Annotated in this window: 19 protein-coding genes, 1 tRNA gene and 1 pseudogene; 12 read left to right on the top strand and 9 right to left on the bottom strand. The window is 71.0% G+C overall.

Translation table 11 applies throughout. The annotated features are described in order from the left end of the window. Positions 1-53 precede the first annotated feature (53 nt). Complete coding sequence (locus tag NO889_RS04250; protein ID WP_256411022.1) at positions 54-968, top strand: DUF8054 domain-containing protein; 915 nt, start codon at positions 54-56, stop codon at positions 966-968. A 78-nt stretch (positions 969-1,046) separates the two neighbouring features. Here NO889_RS04250 and NO889_RS04245 read toward each other — a convergent pair whose 3' ends face one another. The 3 genes from NO889_RS04245 to NO889_RS04235 form a co-directional block, all read right to left on the bottom strand. Continuing rightward, the gene (locus NO889_RS04245) at positions 1,047-1,649 is read right to left on the bottom strand and encodes a hypothetical protein (RefSeq protein WP_256411021.1); all 603 of its coding nucleotides are present in this window, start codon (positions 1,647-1,649) and stop codon (positions 1,047-1,049) included. A 191-nt stretch (positions 1,650-1,840) separates the two neighbouring features. Further along, the gene (locus NO889_RS04240) at positions 1,841-2,233 is read right to left on the bottom strand and encodes a 2Fe-2S iron-sulfur cluster-binding protein (RefSeq protein ID WP_256411020.1); all 393 of its coding nucleotides are present in this window, start codon (positions 2,231-2,233) and stop codon (positions 1,841-1,843) included. Between the two features lie 3 nt (positions 2,234-2,236). Then, positions 2,237-3,721, bottom strand: a complete 1,485-nt coding sequence (locus NO889_RS04235; protein WP_256411019.1) for a cobyrinic acid a,c-diamide synthase CobB — start codon at positions 3,719-3,721, stop codon at positions 2,237-2,239. A 151-nt stretch (positions 3,722-3,872) separates the two neighbouring features. Between NO889_RS04235 and NO889_RS04230 the strand changes: the two genes are divergently transcribed. Continuing rightward, positions 3,873-4,910 carry a bifunctional biotin--[acetyl-CoA-carboxylase] ligase/biotin operon repressor gene (locus tag NO889_RS04230; RefSeq protein ID WP_256411018.1) on the top strand — a complete coding sequence of 346 codons (1,038 nt, stop codon included), beginning with the start codon at positions 3,873-3,875 and terminating at the stop codon, positions 4,908-4,910. Here NO889_RS04230 and NO889_RS04225 read toward each other — a convergent pair whose 3' ends face one another. Further along, positions 4,911-5,396, bottom strand: coding sequence for a universal stress protein (locus NO889_RS04225; RefSeq protein ID WP_256411017.1), 486 nt, complete (start codon positions 5,394-5,396; stop codon positions 4,911-4,913). 414 nt (positions 5,397-5,810) lie between these two features. Here NO889_RS04225 and dhaK point away from each other — a divergent pair, with 414 nt between their 5' ends. Genes dhaK through NO889_RS04210 form a run of 3 tightly spaced genes read left to right on the top strand, consistent with a single transcriptional unit; the run spans position 5,811 to position 7,947 of the window. Continuing rightward, positions 5,811-6,809: a dihydroxyacetone kinase subunit DhaK gene (gene dhaK / locus NO889_RS04220; protein WP_256411015.1), complete on the top strand. Its 999-nt coding sequence runs from the start codon at positions 5,811-5,813 to the stop codon at positions 6,807-6,809. Beyond that, positions 6,806-7,531: a dihydroxyacetone kinase subunit DhaL gene (gene dhaL, locus NO889_RS04215; protein ID WP_256411014.1), complete on the top strand. Its 726-nt coding sequence runs from the start codon at positions 6,806-6,808 to the stop codon at positions 7,529-7,531. Before dhaK ends, dhaL begins: the two co-directional genes overlap by 4 nt. Beyond that, the gene (locus NO889_RS04210) at positions 7,528-7,947 is read left to right on the top strand and encodes a PTS-dependent dihydroxyacetone kinase phosphotransferase subunit DhaM (protein WP_256411013.1); all 420 of its coding nucleotides are present in this window, start codon (positions 7,528-7,530) and stop codon (positions 7,945-7,947) included. The genes dhaL and NO889_RS04210 overlap by 4 nt, the downstream gene beginning before the upstream one ends. 18 nt (positions 7,948-7,965) lie before the next feature. Here NO889_RS04210 and ptsP read toward each other — a convergent pair whose 3' ends face one another. Beyond that, a complete protein-coding gene (ptsP, locus tag NO889_RS04205) occupies positions 7,966-9,714 on the bottom strand; it encodes a phosphoenolpyruvate--protein phosphotransferase (RefSeq protein WP_256411012.1) in 1,749 nt (582 codons plus the stop codon). After that, complete coding sequence (locus NO889_RS04200; protein WP_256411011.1) at positions 9,711-10,049, bottom strand: HPr family phosphocarrier protein; 339 nt, start codon at positions 10,047-10,049, stop codon at positions 9,711-9,713. Before NO889_RS04200 ends, ptsP begins: the two co-directional genes overlap by 4 nt. A 141-nt stretch (positions 10,050-10,190) precedes the next feature. Here NO889_RS04200 and solA point away from each other — a divergent pair, with 141 nt between their 5' ends. Continuing rightward, positions 10,191-11,336, top strand: coding sequence for an N-methyl-L-tryptophan oxidase (gene solA, locus NO889_RS04195; RefSeq protein ID WP_256411010.1), 1,146 nt, complete (start codon positions 10,191-10,193; stop codon positions 11,334-11,336). Between the two features lie 112 nt (positions 11,337-11,448). Next, positions 11,449-12,951 (top strand): hypothetical protein, encoded by a 1,503-nt coding sequence (locus tag NO889_RS04190; RefSeq protein ID WP_256411009.1) that lies wholly within the window; start codon positions 11,449-11,451, stop codon positions 12,949-12,951. A gap of 60 nt (positions 12,952-13,011) precedes the next feature. Here NO889_RS04190 and yqeC read toward each other — a convergent pair whose 3' ends face one another. Next, positions 13,012-13,767 carry a selenium cofactor biosynthesis protein YqeC gene (gene yqeC, locus NO889_RS04185; RefSeq protein ID WP_256411305.1) on the bottom strand — a complete coding sequence of 252 codons (756 nt, stop codon included), beginning with the start codon at positions 13,765-13,767 and terminating at the stop codon, positions 13,012-13,014. 134 nt (positions 13,768-13,901) lie between these two features. On the opposite strand from yqeC, the gene NO889_RS04180 reads away from it, so the two are divergent. Further along, entirely contained in the window at positions 13,902-15,848 is a 1,947-nt protein-coding gene (locus tag NO889_RS04180; RefSeq protein ID WP_256411008.1) for an aldehyde ferredoxin oxidoreductase family protein, read from the top strand. 50 nt (positions 15,849-15,898) lie between these two features. Here the strand turns inward: NO889_RS04180 and NO889_RS04175 are convergent, their stop codons facing one another. After that, positions 15,899-17,101 (bottom strand): redox-regulated ATPase YchF, encoded by a 1,203-nt coding sequence (locus tag NO889_RS04175; protein WP_256411007.1) that lies wholly within the window; start codon positions 17,099-17,101, stop codon positions 15,899-15,901. Between the two features lie 200 nt (positions 17,102-17,301). Between NO889_RS04175 and NO889_RS04170 the strand changes: the two genes are divergently transcribed. Further along, the gene (locus NO889_RS04170) at positions 17,302-18,492 is read left to right on the top strand and encodes an amidohydrolase family protein (protein WP_256411006.1); all 1,191 of its coding nucleotides are present in this window, start codon (positions 17,302-17,304) and stop codon (positions 18,490-18,492) included. Positions 18,493-18,658: 166 nt separating this feature from the next. On the opposite strand, the gene NO889_RS04165 is transcribed toward NO889_RS04170, so the two are convergent. Beyond that, a tRNA-Arg gene (locus NO889_RS04165) sits at positions 18,659-18,733 on the bottom strand. 263 nt (positions 18,734-18,996) lie between these two features. Here NO889_RS04165 and NO889_RS04160 point away from each other — a divergent pair. From NO889_RS04160 to NO889_RS04150, 3 genes and pseudogenes are all read left to right on the top strand, one after another. Next, positions 18,997-19,596, top strand: coding sequence for an RAD55 family ATPase (locus NO889_RS04160; protein WP_256411005.1), 600 nt, complete (start codon positions 18,997-18,999; stop codon positions 19,594-19,596). A gap of 41 nt (positions 19,597-19,637) precedes the next feature. Then, complete coding sequence (locus NO889_RS04155; RefSeq protein WP_256411004.1) at positions 19,638-20,060, top strand: CoA-binding protein; 423 nt, start codon at positions 19,638-19,640, stop codon at positions 20,058-20,060. Between the two features lie 372 nt (positions 20,061-20,432). Then, positions 20,433-21,698 (top strand): annotated as a pseudogene (locus NO889_RS04150) (RNA-guided endonuclease InsQ/TnpB family protein); the annotation flags it as partial.

Here is a 21,698-nt window from a genome sequence, read left to right as displayed (position 1 = left end):
GGGACGCCGCCTTCCCCGGAACGCCCTTAGGGCCGGAGCGCCCACGGGCCGACGTGACAGCATTCGACACGCTCCGCCGACCCGAACACACCGGCGAGAATCGCTGTTGGCCGTGTACCGCGGTGAACCTCGCGGCCGTCGTCGCCGTCTCGGCGCTCGCGGGGATAGCGTTCGCCCCGATCGCCCCGCTCGTCCTGCTCGGCGGCGGCGTGCTCGTCTACCTCCGGGGATACGTCGTGCCCGGAACGCCGCGGTTCGCGCCGCGTCTCGTCGAGCCGCTCCCGTTCGACGTCGGCCCGGGGAAACGCGATCGGGTCGAGAGCGGCTCGATCGCGGACGGCGTCGGTCGCGAACCGGCCGCCGACGGTGCCGGCGAACCCGCGGCCGACGGGTCCGGCGTCCCGGCCGAGGAGGACTCCGACGCCGCCGCCGACGCCGGCTCCGATCACCTCGCCGCCGGCTCCGACGGCACCGCCGACCCCGAGGCGCTGCTCGCGGCGCTTTCGGAGGCCGGCGTCCTCGTCGTGGCGGGCGAGGAACTCCGGCTCGCGGACGACTATCGCGAGGCGTTCGAAGAGCGCATGGCCGCGCTTCGAGCGCTCGACGACGCCGAGTTGGCCGACCGGGCCGCCGCGGCCGCCGGCGACGACCTCGAGGGAGAGGTACACGGCGAACGGATCCGGATCGGGGGCGACCGCCCCGTCTGGCTCTCCCGGCCGGTGGCGATCGCCGAGGCCGCGGCGGCGGAGACGCTCGCCGGGTTCGACGTTCCCCCCGAAATCCGCGCGGCCGCCGCACGACCGCTCCGGACCTTCGTCCGGACCTGTCCGGTCTGCGGCGGCGACGTCTCCGAGACGGTCAGACGGGACTGCTGTGGCGGCCCCGGAGGCGTCCGACGCGACCCGAACCTGCCGGTGTTGGCCTGCGAGGAGTGTTCGGCACTGGTCTTCGAGTTCGACCTCCAGTAACCGAGCGATCCGCGTCTCGTCCGGCTCCGGGCCTCCCCTTCGCTTTGCCGGGGGCGGGATCGAGGGAGTCGATTCGTCTCACTCCGGGAGTTCGCCGGTGACGCCGGCCCGGAGGTCGCGCCCGAAGTAGTGACCGACGAGCCCGCAGAGGAGGCCTACCCCGCCGCCGACGGCGAGCAGCGGGAGCCCCCACTGCCCGAGGTAGTCGATCCCGATCGGGAGGAATCCGACGCCGAGAACGCTCGAGACGGCGGTTCCGGCCCCCGCGAGCGAGCCGGCGAGACCCGTCTCGACGTAGTTGGGCGAGGCGGAGAGCACCCCGACGAGGAACGTCCCGAGCAGCACGCCGGCCACGGCGCCGATCGTCCCGCCGACGAGCGGGACCATTCCGACGAGGACGGTGCCGACGGCGACGGCGACGACGGCGATCGCGAAGGCCTTGAGCGAGAACCACCGGCCGTCGAGGCCGACTCGGCCGGAGTCGCCGGACCCGGAACCGGCGGTCGCGTCGGCGGTCGGCGGTCCGGGAGCGGTCGCCTCGCCGGCGTCGACCGCGCCGTCCTCGACGCCGGCTCCCCCGCCGGCGAGGTCGTCGTCGAGGAGGTCGTCGAGGTCCTCGAGCGGGTCGCCGTCGGGGGCGTCCCCGGTCTCTCCGGCGTCCCGCTCCTTGGAGGGTTGCATACCCGCAGATCCAGCCCGCGGCGCCTTGTGTCTTGTGCCCACGCGATCGAACTCCGGTCGGAGCGGGCGCGCCGCCCGATCGAAGCGAGCGCACGCTCGGAAACGGCGACGCTGCCGGGCGGTCGGATTCACCGGAAACGCGGTGTTGTCGGCGTCGGATCGGTCGACGATCCCGTTCGGCGGAAGCCCGGTCACGGGGAGCGCTCGCGACCGCCCCAGATCCGCTTGTCGACGAGTTCGACGGTCATCGGTCGGTCGACGACCACCTGACAGGAGAGCCGCGGGTAGCCGAACCGGTCGGCGAGCCGGTCGTGCCAGTGGCTCGGCGCGGGTCCGTCCCGGATCCGCACGCCGCAGGTCGCACAGAGGCCGCGGCCGCCGCAGTTGAGTCGCTCCGTGGCGGCCGCGTACGGCGAGCGGTCCGCTTCGAGCAGTACGTCGCGGAGCGTCCGTCCCCGCTCGACGGCGAGTTCGGTTCGATCGGGCTCGTCCGCCGCGTCGGCGTCGGGGCCGATCACGACGACCCGGACCGTGTCGTCGCCGGGATCGCCGGTCCCGGTCGGATCGCCGCTCCTCTGCGCCATGGCCTACGGTCCCCTCGCGTACTCCGCCGCCGCCGCCACGAGCCGGTCGAACGCGCCGCTCGCGGGGTGACGGTGCGCGTAGGTCCCGACGGTCCGATGGGCGACGAGCCCGTCCCGGTCGCCGTCGATCCCCTCGCCGCGCTCCACCTCGAAGGCGAACCGGGCGTCCGCGTCGGGCGAGACGCTCGCATCGCCGCCCTCCCCCACAGCGTGGCTCGAGTAGTGGAACTCGTGGCCGCGGTGGCGCTCGCCCGCGGCCGCGGTGACGCCGTCGCCGGTCGCGCGGAGCTCGGCGTGGTCGAGCGCGCGGTACCGGTCGTGCATCCGGACGCCGCCGGGGAGGACGCCGACCATCGCGTGAGTCTCGCCGTCGGTCGTCGTCAGCGACGCCGACAGCGCCATCAGCCCGCCGCACTCGCCGAGGATCGGAAGCCCGTCCGCGGCTCGATCGGCGAGCGTCGACAGCGCCGGCGACGACGAGAGCGCGGCGGCGTGGTTCTCGGGATAGCCGCCGGGGAGGTAGACCGCGTCGCAGTCGGGGAGGTCGTCGCCGGCGACCGGCGCGAACGGCTCGACGGTCGCCAGCTCGCGGAGCCGCTCGCGGGTGGCGGGATAGACGAAGCGAAACGCGTCGTCCGCGGCGACCGCGACGGTCGGGCGGTCGTCGCCGTCGAGCCCGCCGCTTCCGTGGTCCGGTCGAGCGGCTCCGCTCCTCGGTGTCGGGAGTGCGACCGCCTCGGCGACCCGCGCCACCGCCTCGCCGTCGATCGTCTCCGCCGCCTCTGCGAGCGCGGCCTCGGGGATCGGTGCCTCGTCGCCCATCTCCAGTCCGAGGTGGCGGTCGGGTATCTCCAGATCGTCCGCCGGCGGGACGTGGCCCAGCCAGGCGATCCCGTCGGGAAGCGCCTCGCGGATCCCGTCGGCGTGACGCCCCGTGTGTGCCTTCTGGGCGATCACCCCGACCACGTCGACGCGCGGGTCGTTGACGTGCTCCCGCACGTGGGCCGGCAGATCGGCGTGGGCCGCGTACTCGCGGAACCCGAGGGCGGTCGCGCCGACGCTTTGCATCCCCGCGCCCGCGTCGACGACGAGGACGACCGGGACGTCGAGCGCCGCCGCGGTCGCCGCCGTCGACGTCGCGGAGCCGTCGTACAGTCCCATCATCCCCTCGACGACGGCGACGGCGTCGGAGTCCGCGTCGGCGTCGGCGCTGCCGCCGGTTCCGGGGGCTATCTCGGACCCGTTCCGACCGTTACCTTCCGCCCGATGGAGGTTCCGCCGGACGCCCTCGACGCCCTGCATCCACGTGTCGAGCGTCCGGGAGGGGCGGCCGAGCGCGGCGGCGTGGTGGCTCGGGTCGATGTAATCCGGGCCCGCCTTCGCCGGGACCGGGTCGTAGCCGGCGTCGGAGAGCGCGCGGGAGGCGGCGAGCGCCGCGACCGTCTTCCCGACCCCCGAGGCGGTTCCGCCGAGGACGAGTCCGTACATGCGACCCGGTAGCGGCCCCCCGGAGAAAAGCCGTTCGTCCGGTCGGCTCGGCGGCGATTCGACGACGACCCGACAATGGCTCGGCGGCGATTCGACGACGACCCGACAGCGACTCGGAACGGCTTTCCGGAGCCGACCGCATTCGGACGACATGGACACGCGTCGCGCGCTCCTCTCCGCGCTCGAGTCGGGACCGGTGTCGGGGCCGTCGCTCGCGGACGAACTCGGCGTCTCCCGCGCGGCCGTCTGGAAGGCGGTCGAGGCGCTCCGCGAGGAGGGGTTCGCGGTCGAGTCCGGCGACGACGGCTACGTCGCGCCGGCGGACCCCGCGTACTGTGCGGCGGGCATCGAGTTCGGGCTCGACGCCCCGTACGCCGTCGAGTACCACGAGGACCTCCCCTCGACGAACGACCGGGCGCGGGCGCTGGCGGCCGAGAGAGGCGCCGACGTCGCCGTCGTCGCGGACGCGCAGACCGGCGGGCGCGGGCGGCTGGAGCGCGAGTGGGTCGCGCCGAGCGGCGGCGTCTGGGTCTCGGTTCTGACCCGTCCCGCCGTGTCCCCGGCCCGCGCGCCGCTCTTCACGCTCGCGGGGGCGGTGGCGGTCGCCGACGCCTGCCGCGAGGTCGGCGTGGACGCGACGATCAAGTGGCCGAACGACGTGCTGGTGGGTGACTCGGACGGGGGGGACGGCGGGAATGGGAGGGACGGCGGGAACGGGAGGGACGGCGGGAACGGGAGGGACGGCGGGAACGACGAGGGCCGCGCCGACCCCGTCGACCGCGGCGGCCGCAAGCTCGCCGGGATCCTCACCGAGATGGAGGGCGAGGCGGACCGCGTCTCCTGGCTCGTCGTCGGGATCGGGGTCAACGCGAACCTCGACCCGGAGACGCTGCCGGCCGGCGCGACCTCGCTGCGGGCCGAGCGCGGCGGGGACGTCGACCGCCGTCGGTTCCTCGCCCGGCTCCTCGAACGGTACGCCGACCTGACCGCCGACCCAGACGCGATCCTTCCCTCGTGGCGCGAGCGGACGAGCACGCTCGGGCGGCGGGTCCGCGTCGAGACGCCAGGCGGGACCGTCGTCGGGAGGGCGGTCGACGTCGAGCCGCCCGGCGCGCTCGTCGTCGAGACCGACGACGGCCGGAGGCGGATCCACGCCGGCGACTGCGAGCACCTGCGGGACGCCGGGTAGTCAGGGCTCCGTCGTTTCAGCGTCGTCGACCGTCGACCCCTCCGCCTCCTCGCCCAACCGAACCGTCAACACCGGAACCGGCGAGCGGCGCACGACACGCTCGGCGACGCTGCCGAGCAGCAGTCGGTCGATCCCGCCGCGACCGTGGGTACCCATCACGATCAGGTCGCAGCCGGCGTCGGTCGCGTAGCGGACGATCTCCCGGCCCGGCGCGCCCTCCGCGACGGTCGTTTCGACGGCGACGTCGGTCCCCTCCGCGAGCGCCGCGACCGTCGCGACCGCTTCGTCGGCGTCCTCGCGGAGCAGGTCGTCGATCCCCGCCCAGGTGGCCTCCATGCCGGTCCCGGCGTAGCTCGCAGTATCGACCACGTACAACGCGTGAACGTCCGCGTCGTGGACCGCCGCGAGCGCGAGCGCGTGCTCGACGGCGCGGTTCCCCTTCGGGGAGCCGTCGGTCGGAACCAGGATCCGGTCGTATAGGGCCATGTTACCGTGACCCATTCGCTCGGAGGATATATATCTCCCCGTGATCCCGACGACGGGATCGACTCGGGTGTCGGCCGGGCGTCGGTCGGGCATCGGCGAGGGTCACGTCCGGCGCGGCAGCGTCACGAGAACCTCGTTGCCGCCGTCGCCGCGAACCCGGAGGTCGATCGCCCAGTCCGCGTTCTCGACCGAGAGTTCGTCGGGCGACGGGCACGCGCCCCCGGACCCGCCGCCGGTGTCGGAGCGGTACGCGACCTCGGTCGGGGAGTCGTCCGACGGGTCCGTCGGGGTCCGTTCATACTGTCAAACCGTTTAATTATCGGCGCAGACCGGCATGAAACGCCCGCATACGCCGATCGGATCCCGATCTCGCCACTATCTTTAATTGATCACGGAGTGACATTCTAATCGATCATGAAGAAACTCATCAACGATCCGGACGACGTGGTCGACGAGATGCTCGACGGGATGACCGCGGCACACCCCGACAGGCTCCGCAGGCTCCCGGACACGCAGGTCCTCGTGCGAGAGGACGCGCCGGTCGACGGAAAGGTCGCGATAGTCACCGGCGGCGGAAGCGGGCACGAACCGACCCACGCGGGATACATCGGCGACGGCATGCTCGACGGGGCGGCCGCGGGCGGCGTCTTCTCCTCGCCGACCGCCGACGAGTTCGAGGAGCTGATCGCCGCCTGCGACGGCGACGCGGGCGTCCTCTGTGTCATCAAGAACTACGAGGGCGACGTGATGAACTTCGAGACCGCCATCGAGCTCGCCGAGATGGAGGGCGCGACCGTCGACAGCGTCGTCGTCGACGACGACGTCGCCGTCGAGGACTCGCTGTACACCTCCGGCCGGCGCGGGGTCTGCGGGACGATCCTCGTCCACAAGGCCGCGGGCGCGAAGGCCGCGGCGGGCGCGGACCTCTCCGAGGTCTCGCGGGTCGCGGAGAAGGTCGTCGACAACGTCGCCACGATGGGGATGGCGCTCACCTCGTGTGTCACCCCCGAGAAGGGCGAGCCCACCTTCGACCTGGGCGACGACGAGATCGAACTCGGTATCGGGATCCACGGCGAGCCGGGGACCGAGCGGACCGACGCGATGCCGGCGGACGAGGTGACCGAGGCGCTGACCGAGTCGGTCCTCTCCGACCTCGATCTCGACGCGGGCGAGGAGGTCGTCACGATCGTCAACGGGATGGGCGGGACCCCGGAGATGGAGCTGTTCGTCGTCAACCGCCGGCTCCAGGAGCTGCTCGGCGAGCGCGATCTGTCGGTCCACGACGCGTGGGTCGGCGACTACATGACCTCGCTCGACATGGCCGGCGTCTCGATCACCGTCTGTGCCGTCGACGACGAGCTGAAGGAGCTGTTCGACGCGGCGGCCGACACCCCCGCGCTCACCGTCCGATGAGCGGGGAGAGAGAGGTGACCGAGGAGGGGGAGGCGGTCGTCGCGGCGGTCGCGGCCGTCGCCGAGCGGATCGAGGCGGAACGCGAGCACCTGACCGACCTCGACTCCGCCATCGGCGACGCCGACCACGGCGGCAACATGGCCCGCGGGTGGGCGAAGGCCGCGGACGCGGCGAGCGACCTGGAGGACCCCGACCCGGAGACCGTCGCGAAGACCGTCGGCAAGACGCTCATGTCCGAGGTCGGCGGCGCGTCGGGGCCGCTGTTCGGCGGCTCGCTCGTCTTCGCGGCAGCCGAACTCGACGGCGGGATCACGGCCGAGACCGCCGTCGCGTTCGCGGAGACGTACCTCGAGAAGGTCCAGGACCGCGGCGACGCGCGGATCGGCGACGCGACGATGGTCGACGCGCTGACGCCCGCGGTCCACACGTTCAAGAAGTCGATCGAGGTCGACGACCTCCCGCCACTGGAAGCGCTCGCGAAGGCGGTCGACGCGGCCGGGCGCGGCGTCGCGTTCACGGTCCCCGTCCGGGCGCGGAAGGGGCGCGCCTCCTATCTCGGCTGGCGGTCGGTCGGCCACCAGGACCCAGGCGCGACGAGCACGCTGTTCATCCTCGAGGAGGTGCTCGCGGTTTCGGCCGACCGGCTCGACCGCGAGGTTCCGGACGCCGACGCGACCTCGCCGACGATCCCTGACGACGCAGAGGCGGAGGAAGGGCGGTGACGGTCGGGCTCGTCGTGGTCTCGCACAGCGAGCGGGCCGCGGAGGGGATAGTCGAGATCGCCGCCGAGATGGCGGGCGAGACGCGGATCGAGGCGGTCGGCGGCGACGGTCAGGGCGGGATCGGGACCGTCCCCGACGACATCGGAGAGGCGCTCGCGGCCGTCGCCGGCGAGGCGGCCGGCGGCGCCGAAGCGGACGAACCCCCCGCCGACGGCGTCGTCGTCCTCGTCGACCTCGGGAGCGCGGTGATGAACGCCGAGGTCGCCATCGAACTCTCCGACGTCGACGCGGTCATCGCGGACGCGCCCGTGCTCGAGGGCGCGGTCAACGCCGCCGTCGCCGCCACCGACCCGAGCGCCACGCTCGAGTCGGTCCGCGAGCAGGCCGAGGCGGCGGCGGAGATCTCGAAGGTCTGACCGGGCGGATCGGACGCCTCAGCCGTCGAGGCTCAGCACGTCGCGAACCTCCGCGCGCGTCTCGCACGCCAGGGCCGCCTCGGCCAGGTCGCGTGCGGCCGCCGCGTCGACCTCCCGGACGCGGGTTTTGACCGCCGGGACGGTCACCGCGCTCATGCTGAGTTCGTCGAGTCCGAGCCCGACCAACAGCTCCGTCAGGGCGGGGTCGCCGGCCATCTCGCCGCACATCCCGACCCAGGCGTCGGTCTCCTCCGCGCCCCTCGTCGTCCGGTCTATCGCCCGCAACACCGCCGGGTGGAGCGGATCGTGGTAGTCGGCGACCCCGTCGTTCTCGCGGTCGGCGGCCATCACGTAGCCGGCCAGGTCGTTCGTCCCGACGCTGAGGAAGTCGAGCCGGCCGGCGAGCGCGTCCGCCATGTACGACGCGGCCGGCGTCTCGATCATCGCGCCGAGCTCCGGGACCGCGTACGCTGCCCCCTCGTCCGCGAGGTCGGCGGCCACCGACTCGACCCGATCGAGCGCGGCGTCGACCTCCTCGACCCGCGAGACCATCGGGAACATGACCGCGAGGTCGCCGGCGTCGCCATCGCCGCCGCGGTCACGGTCGCCGTCACCGCCGCCTCCGCGGGCGGCCGCCCGCAACAGCGCGCGCAACTGCGTCTCGAAGAGGTCGGCGTGTTCCTCGAGCGACAGCCGGATCCCCCGCCGCCCCAGGAACGGGTTCGGCTCCTCGGGGAGGTCGAGGTACGGGACCCGCTTGTCCCCGCCGACGTCGAGCGTTCGGACGACGATTCGATCCTTCGGGAACGCCTCGAGCGCGGCGACGACCGCCTCGTACTGCTCCGTCTCGTCCGGCGGCGATTCGCGGTCGAGAAAGAGGAACTCGGTTCGGAACAGCCCGACTCCGTCCGCGCCGCGGTCGATCGCGGGGGGAAGCTCCGCCGCGCTCCCGACGTTGGCGGCGACCTCGATCGGCCGGCCGTCCGCGGTCGAGACGGGCTCGGGAACGACCGACGCCTCCTCGCCGGCGAGCGCCGCGCTCCGGCGGTCCTCGTCGGGGTCGACGACGACCTCGCCCGCCTCGCCGTCGACGAGGACCTCGGCGCCGTCGGGGACCTCCCGGAGCGGCTCGCCGACCCCGACGACCGCCGGGATCGACAGCGAGCGCGCGATGATGGCGGCGTGGGAGGTCCGGCCGCCGGCGACGGTCGCGATCCCCGCGACCGCCGACGGGTCCAGTTCGGCCGTGTCGCTCGGGGTGAGCCGGTCGGCCAGCAGGACGGTACCCGCCGGGAGCGCGGAGAGGTCGGCCGCCGCCGGGGCGTCGAGCAGCGCGCGCAGCAGGCGGTCACGCACGTCCCGGAGGTCGTCCGCGCGCTCGGCCATCCGGCCGTCCATCCCCTCGAACCGCTCTATCGCGTCCGCGAACCGGTCGTCGACGGCGTGTTCGGCGGGGGTTCCGTCGTCGATGTCGCCCTCGACGTCGTCGACGAGCCCCGGATCGTCGAGGAACGCCTCGTGGGCGTCGAAGACGGCGGCCTCCTCCTCGCCGACGCGCTCCGCGGCCCGATCGCGCGCCCGGCGGATCCCCTCGCGGGCCGCCTCGCGTGCGGACGCGAACCGATCGCGCTCGGTCTCGGGATCGACCGTGGCGGGGTCCGGACGCTCCGGGAGGGCCAGGTCCGCCGCTGACCGGTACCACCGCGCGGTCCCGACCCCGGTTCGGGGAGTGCTCCCGATCCCGGTCAGCGTCCTGGACCCGGTCACTTCCCGTCCTCCCCGTTCCCCGCTTCCGTATTCCCGTCCTCCCCGTTCCCCGCTTCCCCATCCCCGTTTTCGACCGGGTTCGTCAACAGCGCCTCGATCGCGTCGAGTGCCGCCGTCGCCTCCGGTCCCTCGGCGACGACCCGGACTGACTCGCCGTGTGCGACGTTGAGCCCGGTGACCGCGAGCATGCTGTCGGCGCGGACCAGTCCGTCGTCGCCGTCGTCGGGGCGGCCGATCGACAGGTCGGCGTCGAACCGGTTCGCCGTCTTCACGAGCTTCGAGGCCGGTCTCGCGTGTAATCCCGCCGCCGGCACCACCTCGACGATCTGTTCCATATCCTCCGATGGGTCGGGAGCGGTCTTATACCCTGGTTCGGTCGGTCGTTCCGTTCGATCCGATCGCGACCCTCGGCGATCGATTCCGGATGGAACCGCCGGATCTCGGGGGACTTTGCTCCCCGCCCGCCTGGCGGAGCCATGAGCAAGACGCGGAGCGGGAACGACCGATACGACGCGATCGTCGTCGGCGTCGGCGGCGTCGGCAGCGCGACGGCCTACCAGCTGGCGAAGCGCGGGCTCGACGTGCTCGGGATCGAGCGGTACGACGTGCCTCACGCGATGGGCTCCTCGCACGGCAGCACCCGGATCATCCGGAAGGCCCAACAGGAGGGGCCGGAGTACGTGCCGCTCGTCGAGCGCGCCTACGAGCGCTGGCGCGAGCTGGAGGAGCGAACCGGCCGCGACCTCCTCACCGTCACCGGGTCGGTCCACGCGGGCGCGCCGGGGACCGACGTGGTCGCGAACGCTCGCGAGGCGTGTGACGCCCACGGAATCGACTACGAGGAGCTCTCGGCGGCCGAGGTCAACGAGCGCTTCCCCGGCTACGACCTGCCGGCGGAGTACGAGGCGATGTTCCAGCCGGAAGGCGGGTACCTCGACTGCGAGCGCTGCGTGACCGCCCACGTCGAGGCGGCCCACGCCGAGGGGGCGACGGTCCGCGCCCGCGAGCGCGCCATCGACTGGTCGGAGACGGGCGACGGCGTCCGCGTCCGCACGGACAAGGGGCGCTACGAGGCGGACGAGCTCGTGGTGACGGCGGGGCCGTGGACCGCCGAGCTCCTCCCCTCGGTCGCGGACGACGCGGTCCCGGTCCGCGCGCTCATGGCCTGGCTCCAGCCGGAGGAGCCGGAGCTGTTCTCGCCGGATCGCTTCCCGGTGTTCGTGCTCCGGGACGAGGAGGGTGGCGGGTACGGCTTCCCGGTCCACGACGTGCCGGGCTTCAAGTTCGGCTACTCCGGCGATCAGCGAGAGGTCGTCGACCCGGACCGGATGGACCGCGAGCCGACCGCCGCCGAGGAGGAGCTTCACCGGCGCTTCGCCGAGCGGTTCTTCCCCGAGGGAGCCGGCCCCACCGTCGCGTTGCGGACGTGTCTCCAGTCGTACTCGGGCGACGAGGACTTCGTGCTCGGGCGGGTGCCCGACTACGATTCCGTCACGGTCGGTACCGGCTTCACCGGCCACGGCTTCAAGTTCGCGAGCGCGACCGGCGAGGTCCTCGCGGACTTCGCGACCGAGGGCGAGACCGACGTCGACGTCTCGACGCACTCGATCGACCGACTCTGACGGCGACTCGGACGCCAGGTCCGCACTCCCGCGTTTCGCGCGTCTCGCTCGCCCCGCCGGAAGTGGCAAGTGAACACGGGACGTACGATCGGTATCGCATGGAGGTCCGCCAGTGACCGGTCCCGCGCCGATCCCGCCCGACGAGTTCGAGACCGCCCTCGACGCGCTCGACCCGGACGACCTCGCGGCGTTCGTCGCCGAGCTGTGGGCGGCGACCGCCGACGAGGTCGCGGTCGATCCGCCGAGGATCACGGTTCGCGACGGCGACGCCCGGACCGACCTCGTCGTCGCCCGATCGGGGTCGGAGACGGAACTCGACGAGGTCGACGGCGACGTGAACGCGGTCGTGCTCGCCGGGAGGGATCCGGACGCTGCCGACGGTTCGAGGCCTGAAGCGCTCGGCGTCGAGTCCGTCAGCGCAGCGGACCTCCGCCGCCGCCTCCTCTACGCCCTTCCCGCGGCGGACGCCGATTCGGTGAGCGAGCGATTTCTCGGGACCGCCGCCCGCTCGGAGTCGTACCCCCGCGACCCGCCGACGGCGGGATCGGCGACGGAAACGGCGACGGAAACGCCGCCGGTCGGGGAGACGCAGACCGGAACGCCGTCGATCGGGGGACCCACGATCGGTTCCGGATCGTCGCCGTCTGGTCCCGGTTCGCGTCCGGGCGTCCCGGCGGGTCGGACGGTCCCGGACGACCTGGCGGGCGACGGGTCGAACGACGACGGCGGGGAGTTCGCGGGCGGGGGGTCCGACGATCGCCTCACGGGATCTCGAGGCAGCGACCGCGACGCGTCCCGAAACCGGGTCGCGGTCGCGGTCGTCGTGGTCCTGCTCGCGTCGGTCGCGGGTGCCGCGTCGCTGGCCGGCCCGTCGCTCACCGACGGTGTCAGCGATCGGCTCGATCCGGGCACCGACTCGACGGCGAGCGGCGAGGACCCCGTCGACGGAGATGAGGAGCCGGACGACTCGTCCGCGACCGGCTCGACGGAATCGATCGATCCGGGCGACTCCGGGACGTACACCGGCGTGATCGACCCCGGCGGATCGATCGAACTCGCGGAGGGGGGTGACGGGAACGGAACCGACCACAACGGGACCGCGGCCGCACGGGCGACCACGCTCGAGCCGACTTGCGAGCGCGCGCCGCTCCACGTCGTCCAGATCCAGCTGAACGCGCTACGGTACAACGACCCGACGACCAACGACGGGATCCGGGCGACGAGGCGGTTCGCGTCGCCGCAGAACCGCCGGGCAGTGAGCACCTTCTCGCAGTTCGTCGACCTCTTCGAGGGATCGAACTACGCGCCGATGCTCGACCACGACGCCGCGCTGTACGCCCCGCTCGAGATCGACGACGATCGCGCCACCGTCGGGGTCGTCACCTACGAGAACGGCTCCGCGACCGGGAGCTACGAGTTCCGGATGCGGAAGGTGAACGGGACGGACGCGTCGCTCACCGGGTACGGCGGCGGCTACGACGGCTGCTGGATGACCGACGCGGTCGGCGTGGTGTCGACGGCCGACTCGGACGGGAATGAGTCGGACGGGACCGCGGACGCGTCCGGCGATTCCGGGACCGAGGGATCGGGGGTCCACGGACCGCCGGGGACCTGACGACGCCGGGGTCGCGGGCAGGGCGGCGCCGCGGTCGCGGGCGCTCTGCGGCCAAGCTCGCTACTCCACGACCGCGACGACCGCCGGCTCCCGCATCCGCGCGAGGACGACCCGGGGCACGTCGGCGTGCTCGTGGATCGCCGCCGCGACATCGCGCGCGATCGCCTCGTCCGCCTCGTCGTCGACCATGTTGACGAGCGGGATCGCGGTCGCGTCCGCGGGGACGCCCTTCAGTCCTCCCTCCCCGTGAGCCACGACGCGGCCGACCAGTTCCGGCGTGATCTCGTCGCCGAGCTCGACGTCGGCGGCGAGCTCGGCGACGCGCTCGGGGCGGTGAACGACCGCCTCCGAGAGCGGCTCGCCCACCGCGTGGGCGCTCGCCACCGGGACGACCGTGTCGGCTCCGGCGGGGACCTGCGGCTCGCGGTCGTTCGGGGCCTTGAGCAGCCGCGTCCGCGCGCCGTCGGCTTTCACCAGCACGGGTCCGTCGTGGGCCGTCGAGAGCCGGTCGACCGTCTCGGGATCGTATCCGCGATACCGATCGTCGCGCTCCCGCTCCGGGACGAGTCCGAGCGGGAACGGTGCCGTCTCGTCGCTCTCGCGGGACGCCTCGTGGACTGCGGCGAGTTCGGAGACCGGGTCCTCCGCCGTGCGCACCGCCGCGACCTGTCGGTCGAAGATCGGGATCCGCACCGTCGCGGTGAGCACCGCCCGGTCGAGCCGCGCGGCGAGCGCGTACAGCGTCGTCTTCTTCCCGCCGGCCCCGACGAGACAGGTGGTTCCCTCCGCCGCGTCGAGCGCGTCGACGACGTTCATGTGGGTCCGTTCGACGATCGCGCTCCCGCGTCGAAAGCGCGTCGGTCCCGGCAGCGCGCGCTCGACCCGAAGGAGGCTCCCGCCGCTCGCCGGCACCGTGGGGTTTAATCCCGTTTCGACGGCTAACGGGGACGATGGACCCACCGGACCGGATCCTCCGCGTCGACCTCTCGACCCGCCGGGTCGACAGCGAGCCGGTTCCAGAGGAGTGGCTCGCGACCTACGTCGGCGGGAAGGGGCTCGGCGCGCGCTACCTCTACGCGGCCGGCGGCGGGATCGATCCGGAGTCGCCCGCGAACCCCCTCGCGTTCATGACCGGACCGCTGACCGGGTACACCCCCGGCGAACAGCGGTACGCGGCGATCACGAAGTCGCCGCTCACGGGCGCGTTCCTCGACTCCTACGGCGGCGGCACCGTTCCCGCCCGACTCGCCGGGTCGCTCGGCTCGCACCTCGGCGTGATCGTCACCGGCGCGGCCGACGAGCCGGTCGCCCTCTCGCTGTCGGACGGGGAGGCAACCGTCGAGCCGGCGGGCGACCTCTGGGGGCTCGATACCGTGGAAACGGACGATCAGTTCCCCGACGCGGCCGTCGCCTGTATCGGTCCGGCGGGCGAGAACGGGGTTCGGTACGCGACGATCGCCTCGGACGGCGGCGACCACCACGCCGGTCGAGGGGGCGCGGGCGCGGTGATGGGATCGAAACGCCTGAAGGCGGTCGTCGCCCGCGACCCGCCGCCGGAGCCGTCCGGCCGGCTCGCGGCCCTCAGAGCGCGCGAGGAGGCGGCGTTCGCCGACAGCGACGCGGGGCGCTGGCTGGCCGCGGGCGACACCCTGGAGACGGTCGACTTCGCGAACGAGGCGGGCGTCCTCCCGACCCGCGGCTGGCAGGAGTCCCGGTTCGACGGCGCGGAGGGGATCGGGATCGAGCGCGCCGCCGAGCGCGCGACCGGCCGCGAGCGTGAGGGCGACCCGGTCCCCGGCGGGTTCCGGATCCCCGCCGCCGACGTCGACGACGCCGAGGGCGGCGGCGACCGTGACGGCGAGACGGTCGAAGAGACGGCAGAGAACGGGACCGACGGCGACGACGATGGCCGCGGTGCGTCCGGCAACGCGGTCGGCGGCGACAGCGTCCCGCGCGGCGCGACGCCGATCGTCCTCGGGGCGGGGCTCGGCATCGACGACTTCGACGCCGTCGCCGCGCTGGGTGGCGTCTGCGACCGGCTCGGGATGGACGTCATCTCCGCGGGAAACGCGGTCGCCTGGGCGGTCCGCGCCGGCGACGAAGGGTTGATCGACCGCGAGGTCGCCTTCGGCGACGAGGCGGCCGCGCGATCGACGATCGAGGAGATCGCGGGGCGGGAGACGCCGCTCGGCGACGCCCTCGCCGACGGCGTCGCGGCCGCCGCGTCGCGGTTCGGGGGCGGGGACCTGATCCCGACGGTGAAGGGGATGGAGCTCTCCTCGTACGACCCTCGGGGAGCGACGTCGATGGCGCTGGCGTACGCCACGAGCGACCGCGGGGCCTGTCACCGCCGGGCCCGGCCGGTGGAGGTGGACGCGATGGCGCCGCGCTCGCGCGAGCCCGAGGAGGTCGCCGCCGCGGTCGCGGCCGAGCAGGACCGCCGGGCCGCGCTGTGGTGTCTGATCGGCGACGACTTCCTCGAGGACGTGTTCGACCCGGCGGTCGCCGCCGAGTGGCTCGCCGCCCGCGGGTACGACCACGACCCCGCGGACCTGGCCGCCCTCGGCGAGCGGGTGTGGACGCTCACGCGGCTGTACAACGTCCGCGAGGGGTTCGACCGCGACGACGACGCCCTGCCGCCGGCGATCGCAGGGGCCGGACGTGACGCGGGGAGCGACGAGGGCGGAGGTGAAAGCGGCGGAGGCGACGAGGACGACTCGGAACGCTCGGACGCGCTCGACCCCGAGGCGTTCGACGAGCTCCTCGACCGCTACTACGCGGTCCGCGAGTGGGACGAGAACGGGCGGCCGACCGACTCCCTCCTCGATCGGCTCGGGCTCGCCCGCCTCGTCGACGAGGAGGCGGCGGCGGACACGACGACGACAGAGACGGAGTGACGACTGGCGGGAACGACGATCACCGAGGCGGTCGATGGCGATGCCAGGACCTAGGGAGCGACCTGCTTCGTCGAGATCAGCTCGATCACGTCCCGGTGGGAGAGCTCGCGGTCGGCCCCGACCTGTCGGCCGCTCCGGCAGTCGGTGCCGTGGAGCAGCCCCTCGCCGATGTCGGAGTGGATGTGGTACGCGAAGTCCTCCGTCGTCGCGCCCTCGGGCAGGAGAAAGCAGTCGCGGAAGACGCCCTTCTCGTCGGTCGAGCCGTTCGCCGAGCCCGGAAACACCGCGATACAGCCGAGCACGTCGAAGACGGCGGCCTCCAGCGCCGCCTGGACGCCGGTGCCGCCGTACTCGCCCACGTGGTCGCGGATCGCCTCGAGGCCCGCCGCCTGCTCGCCGGAGACGTCGCCGACGACCTCGAAGTCGTCGTCGCCGGCGGTGTAATCGACGACGCCCGCCTCGTCCGCGTTCTTGAGCGCCTTCTCGGCGTGGGCGCTCACGGGGACGAACGAGAGGTGGTCGTAGTCGGGGTCGGCGGTGATCTCCGCCCAGTTCTCCCGCGCTTCGGGCGTGTCGGTCTTGTTGGCCGCGACGACCATCGGCTTGGTGCGCTTTCTGATCTCGCGGGCGAGCTCCTCGCGGTCCTCCCCGTCCCACGTCTCGGGGTCGAGTTCGAGCCCCTGAGCGAGGATGACCCGTTTCGTCTCGTCTTTGGTGATCCCGAACGCGGACATCTGTTCGGCGAGCTCCTCCTCGATGGCGGCTTCGGATCCCTGATAGCGCGTCGCGTACTTCTCGAGCCCCTTCGTGAGCACGTCGAGGTACCAGGCGTCGAGCTCCTCCTCGAGGAAGTCGATGTCCTCGCGCGGGTCGTGGCCCTCGGTCCGCTCGCCCTCGACGTCCGTCGTCCCCGAGAAGTCGACGACGTGGACAAGCGCGTCCGTCTCGTTGAGGTCGGTGAGGAACTGGTTGCCGAGCCCGCGCCCCTCGTGTGCGCCCGGCACCAGTCCGGCCACGTCGACGAGTTCGATCGGGACGAACCGCGTGCCGTCGCGGCAGACTCCGACGCTCGGCGTACACGTCTCGTCGAACTCCGGGGCCGCACACTCGACGCGGACGTACGCCTCGCCCACGCTGGGGTCGATCGTCGTGAAGGGATAGGCTCCCTCGGGCACGTCGTTCATCGTCGCCGCGTTGAAGAACGTCGATTTGCCCACCGAGGGCTTACCGACGAGGCCGATCCGGTAACTCATTACCCGGATTCCGCCGTCCGAGGTGAAAAGCGATGCGAGAGGAGAGAGCGCATGCGAGAGCACTGATGACACACGAACGAGCGCTCGGACGCGGGCGCGCTGACGAGCCACGAGGCGATCGGACACAGACGCGGCCGCGAGTCGCGGAAGACGAGCCCCGTCCTGAACCGCTTATGTACCGGGACGTCGAACTCCGACCCATGTACGCGCTCGACGGCGGGACCGTCCACACGGCAACGGAGCGGGGAACGATCGCGGGAACCGTCGTCATCGACCATGGAGAGATCGTCGCCGTCGGCGACGTCGAACCGCCGGAGGGGGCGACCGTCCTCGACGTGGAGGGGCTCCACGTCACGCCGGGGCTCGTCGACGCCCACAGCCACGCCGGGATCGCCGAGTGGGGCGAGCCGGAGGACCGCGACTACAACGAGGGGACCGCCGCGGTCACCCCGCACGTCACCGCGCTCGACGGCTTCCACCCCCGTGACGAGGAGCTGAAACACGCGTTCCAGAACGGCGTGACCTCCGTCTCGGCGCGAATGGGCTCCGGGAACGTGATCGGCGGGATCATCTGCTCGATGAAGACCCACGGGCTAACCGCCGACGACATGCTGATCCGCGAGGACGGCATGAAGGCCGCGATGGGCGAGAACCCGAAGCGCTTCCACGGCGATGAGCAGGGCCGCCAGCCGTCGACGCGCCCCGGCGTCGCGGCCACCCTCCGCGCGGCGCTGATGGAGGCGGAAGACTACGTCGACCGGCGCGAGCACGCCCGGACCGAGGGCGAGCCGTTCGAGCGCGACCTCGGCATGGAGAACCTCTCTCGCGTGCTCACCGAGGGCCTCCCGCTCCGGGTCCACGCCCACCGCGCCGACGACATCATGACCGTCTTCCGGATCGCGGCGGAGTTCGGGATCGACGAGATCTCCATCGAGCACGCGACCGAGGGCCACCTGATCGCCGAGGAGTTCGCGAAGCGGGACGTGCCCGCGGTCGTCGGGCCGTCGCTGTACTCGGGCGCGAAGTACGAGCTTCGCAACATCACCTTCGAGACGCCGGCGATCCTCCACGAGGCCGGCGTGAAGGTCGCGATCCAGACCGACGCGCCCGTGTTGCCCCAACAGCACCTCGACGTCTGCGTCGGACTCGCGGTCCGCGAGGGGTTCCCCGAGTCCGAGGCGCTGGAGGCAGTCACGCGCCATCCCGCTGAGATCCTCGGGATCGACGACCGCGTCGGCACCCTGGAGGTCGGTACCGACGCCGACGTGGCGGTCTGGGACGGCGTCTTCCACGAGAACGGGACCCGAACGCGACACGTCTTCGTCGACGGCGAGCACGTCTTCGACCGCGAGCGCGACGCCGTCGACCCCGGAGAGGAGTACGACTGGTAACCAAGGGGCTCCGAGAGGTACGCAGCGGTCAGACGCCCGACGAGGGCTCCGATCTCGAGGCCCGGAACGGCAGCCAAGGCGAACTCAGCCGTGTTGACGGGGTTTACGGGATGTTTTATATAGAACCCCCTGCCGTCGTGTGAATCTGAAGTGTGGTGAAGAAGGATGGGCGCTGCAGGATTTGAACCCGCGACAACTTGGTCCGAAGCCAAGCACTCTATCCAGACTGAGCTAAGCGCCCGTACCTCCCGCTATCCCGCTGACGGTTTTAAGTCCCGCGATCCGAATTGATCGGCTCCGGAACCATCGTCGTCGAACCTCTTACTTTCCCGTCATCGAAAGGGTAGTCGTTTCGAGCGGTTCGATCCGAACTCGACGGATCGACCACCGATCAAAAAGAATATTATCGGGACTGGAGATGTTTTCCGTAGTCGATGTATCCCGGTCGGAGACGGTCGTCGAACGAGCGGTCCGCGTCGATCCCCCCGCGATCGAGGTACACTCATGTATGATCTGACTCCCCACCTCGATGCGGAGGTGGAGCCGGGGACGAACCTGCTTCTCATCGGACCCCCGCTCACCGGGAAACGCTCGCTCGCGATGGACGTTCTCGCGGACGGGACCGAACGGGGCGACGGTGCCATCGTCGTCACGACGAAGGACGGCGCGGATCGGGTCTTGAAAGACTACGAGAAGCGGGTCTCCTACGAGGGAAAACCCGTCGCCGTCGTCGACTGCGTGACCCGACAGCAGGGGTCGGACGTTCGCGACTCCGACCGGATCAAGTACGCCTCCTCGCCGGTCGACATGACGGGGATCGGGATCAAGCTCTCGGAGTTCCTCCAGGCGTTCGGCGACCGCGGGTTCGACCGCAACCGGATCATGGTCCACTCGCTGTCGACGCTTCTGATGTACTCGGACCTCCAGACGGTCTTCCGGTTTCTCCACGTCTTCACCGGCCGCGTTCAGAGCGTCGACGGCCTCGGGCTGTTCAGCATCGACTCGACCGCCCACGACGACCAGAGCCTGAACACCCTCAAACAGTTGTTCGACGGGATCGTGACGATCTCCGAGGACGAGGAGATCGGGATCCGGCTGGCCTGACGCGGCCAAGGTTTACCATCCTCGCCGACCGACCTTCGCGTATGCCCATCACCGACGACGCGGGACTCGAGCGTGCGCTCTCGGCCGAGACGATCGCCGTGATCGGCTGTTCGACGACGGGGGGAAAGGCGGCTCACGACGTGCCGGCGTACCTCCAGCGGCACGGCTATCGGGTGATCCCGGTGAACCCGTTCGCCGACGAGGTGCTCGGCGAGCCCGCCTACGACGAACTCGCGGACGTAAAGGAGGACGTCGACGTGGTGAACGTGTTCCGGCCGAGCGAGGAGGTGCCGGGGATACTCGAGGCGGTCCGCGAGCGACACGCCGAGCGGGGCGATGCGGGGACCGCGTGGCTCCAACTCGGGATCAGTCACGACGAGGCGGCCGCCGAGGCGGAGGCCGACGGGATCGACGTGATCCAGGACCGGTGTATGAAGGTGGAACACGGACGGCTGGTCGGGTGAGGTGAAACAGCGACCGATCGCGGTGGCGTCGGCGGCGGCTCTGCCGCCGGCTTCACGCGAGAGCTTCGCTCTCGCCCTGCGCCGGTGAGCGCCCGGAGGGCGCGAACTCGACCGCGAGGCTGGGGAGGCGTGAGGTGCGGTGCTGGGGCTTTGGCGGTCGTCACCGCACTGGCGACGATTTCGTAGTATTCGCATCCCTCAGCAACCACCTGTTTCGTGCGGAGTTACGGAGAATCGAGGAGAAAGCCTCGCGCTTTAGCGCGGGGATGAATCCGACACTACCCTTCGCAGTCCACCGTTCGATGGCACGGCTGGATATTCCACGCTGCGCCAATACATACTTTCAAGTAATTTTATCTACATAGGTTACATATGGCGAAACAGGTCGTTACTCGCACCTACACTGCTTCCATCAGGAATCAGTCTCGGGTGCAAGGCGACCTTGATTCGCTCGGGTTCGCAGCCAGTAAGCTCTGGAACGTCGGTCGGTGGACGTGTAGTCGGATCTGGGATGAAATCGATCACATTCCCAACCACAACGAACTCACCACGTATCTCAAGAATCACGAACGCTATGATGACTTGCATTCGCAGTCAAGTCAGCGAGTCCTTCAAGAACTCGCTGAGGCGTTCAACGGTTGGTACGGCAAGCGACGCAACGGAGACACGCGAGCGAACCCGCCCGGATACCGCAAACACGGTGACGACCACCCGCGTTCCACGGTCACATTCAAGCAGAAAGGCTTCAAACTCGACACCCAGTACAACCGCGTTCGGCTCTCAAACGGATCGAACCTGAAGGAGTACTGGTCGGACTTTGTCCTGTGTAAGTACCAGACTCGCCCGAATGTTGACCTCTCCACCGTGGAGAGCGTCCAACAAGTCAAAATTGCCTGGACGGGTGAGGAATGGGAACTCCACTTCGTCTGTAAGGTCAAGATCGACGTGAACGAAGCCCCCGGTGAGAAGACGGTCGGTGTTGATCTCGGGATCAACAACTTCGCTGCACTCGCGTATGAAGACGGTCACAGCGAGCTATACCCGCTGAACTGCTTGAAACAGGACGACTACTACTTCAGCAAGCGAATCGCTCGGTGTGACGACTCGGACTCCGAGCGGCCACGCGACTGAACGAAAAGAAGTCGGCCCGCCGTACTCACTACTTTCACACCCTCTCCAAGCACATCATCCAGCAGTGTGTTGACGAGAAAATTGGAACGATCGTGGTGGGTGATCTCTCCGGCATCCGTGAGGATGAAGAGAACGCCGAGGCGAAGAACTGGGGCAAGCATGGCAATCTTGACCTCCACTCGTGGGCGTTCGACCGGTTCACCGACCTCCTCGAATACAAAGCCGAGATGGAAGGCATCACGGTTGAAAAGGTGTCTGAGCGGGATACCTCGAAGTCGTGCTCGTGCTGTGGTCGAAAGCGTGACGCGAACCGTGTTGAACGCGGACTGTATGTCTGCGATGAGTGCGGTACAGTGGCGAACGCGGACGTAAACGGTGCAGAAAACATTCGGCAGAAAGTATCTCCGAGTTCACCGAATCTCTCGGTGAATAGGAGTAACGGCTGGTTGGCACAGCCATCGGCGTTCCTGTTTGACACGGAAACTGGCGCATTCGCGCCTCAAGAAC

The sequence above is a fragment of the Halorubrum rubrum genome (assembly GCF_024494685.1).
GTDB classification, from domain to species: domain Archaea; phylum Halobacteriota; class Halobacteria; order Halobacteriales; family Haloferacaceae; genus Halorubrum; species Halorubrum rubrum.
This window is presented reverse-complemented; position numbering and strand designations above follow the sequence as displayed.

Coding starts and splice junctions, on each gene's coding strand:
- NO889_RS04245 (WP_256411021.1), bottom strand. CDS start 1,649: ATGCAACCCTCCAAGGAGCGGGACGCCGGAGAGACCGGGGACGCCCCC.
- NO889_RS04240 (WP_256411020.1), bottom strand. CDS start 2,233: ATGGCGCAGAGGAGCGGCGATCCGACCGGGACCGGCGATCCCGGCGAC.
- NO889_RS04235 (WP_256411019.1), bottom strand. CDS start 3,721: ATGTACGGACTCGTCCTCGGCGGAACCGCCTCGGGGGTCGGGAAGACG.
- NO889_RS04230 (WP_256411018.1), top strand. CDS start 3,873: ATGGACACGCGTCGCGCGCTCCTCTCCGCGCTCGAGTCGGGACCGGTG.
- NO889_RS04225 (WP_256411017.1), bottom strand. CDS start 5,396: ATGGCCCTATACGACCGGATCCTGGTTCCGACCGACGGCTCCCCGAAG.
- dhaK (WP_256411015.1), top strand. CDS start 5,811: ATGAAGAAACTCATCAACGATCCGGACGACGTGGTCGACGAGATGCTC.
- dhaL (WP_256411014.1), top strand. CDS start 6,806: ATGAGCGGGGAGAGAGAGGTGACCGAGGAGGGGGAGGCGGTCGTCGCG.
- NO889_RS04200 (WP_256411011.1), bottom strand. CDS start 10,049: ATGGAACAGATCGTCGAGGTGGTGCCGGCGGCGGGATTACACGCGAGA.
- solA (WP_256411010.1), top strand. CDS start 10,191: ATGAGCAAGACGCGGAGCGGGAACGACCGATACGACGCGATCGTCGTC.
- yqeC (WP_256411305.1), bottom strand. CDS start 13,767: ATGAACGTCGTCGACGCGCTCGACGCGGCGGAGGGAACCACCTGTCTC.
- NO889_RS04180 (WP_256411008.1), top strand. CDS start 13,902: ATGGACCCACCGGACCGGATCCTCCGCGTCGACCTCTCGACCCGCCGG.
- NO889_RS04175 (WP_256411007.1), bottom strand. CDS start 17,101: ATGAGTTACCGGATCGGCCTCGTCGGTAAGCCCTCGGTGGGCAAATCG.
- NO889_RS04170 (WP_256411006.1), top strand. CDS start 17,302: ATGTACGCGCTCGACGGCGGGACCGTCCACACGGCAACGGAGCGGGGA.
- NO889_RS04160 (WP_256411005.1), top strand. CDS start 18,997: ATGTATGATCTGACTCCCCACCTCGATGCGGAGGTGGAGCCGGGGACG.
- NO889_RS04155 (WP_256411004.1), top strand. CDS start 19,638: ATGCCCATCACCGACGACGCGGGACTCGAGCGTGCGCTCTCGGCCGAG.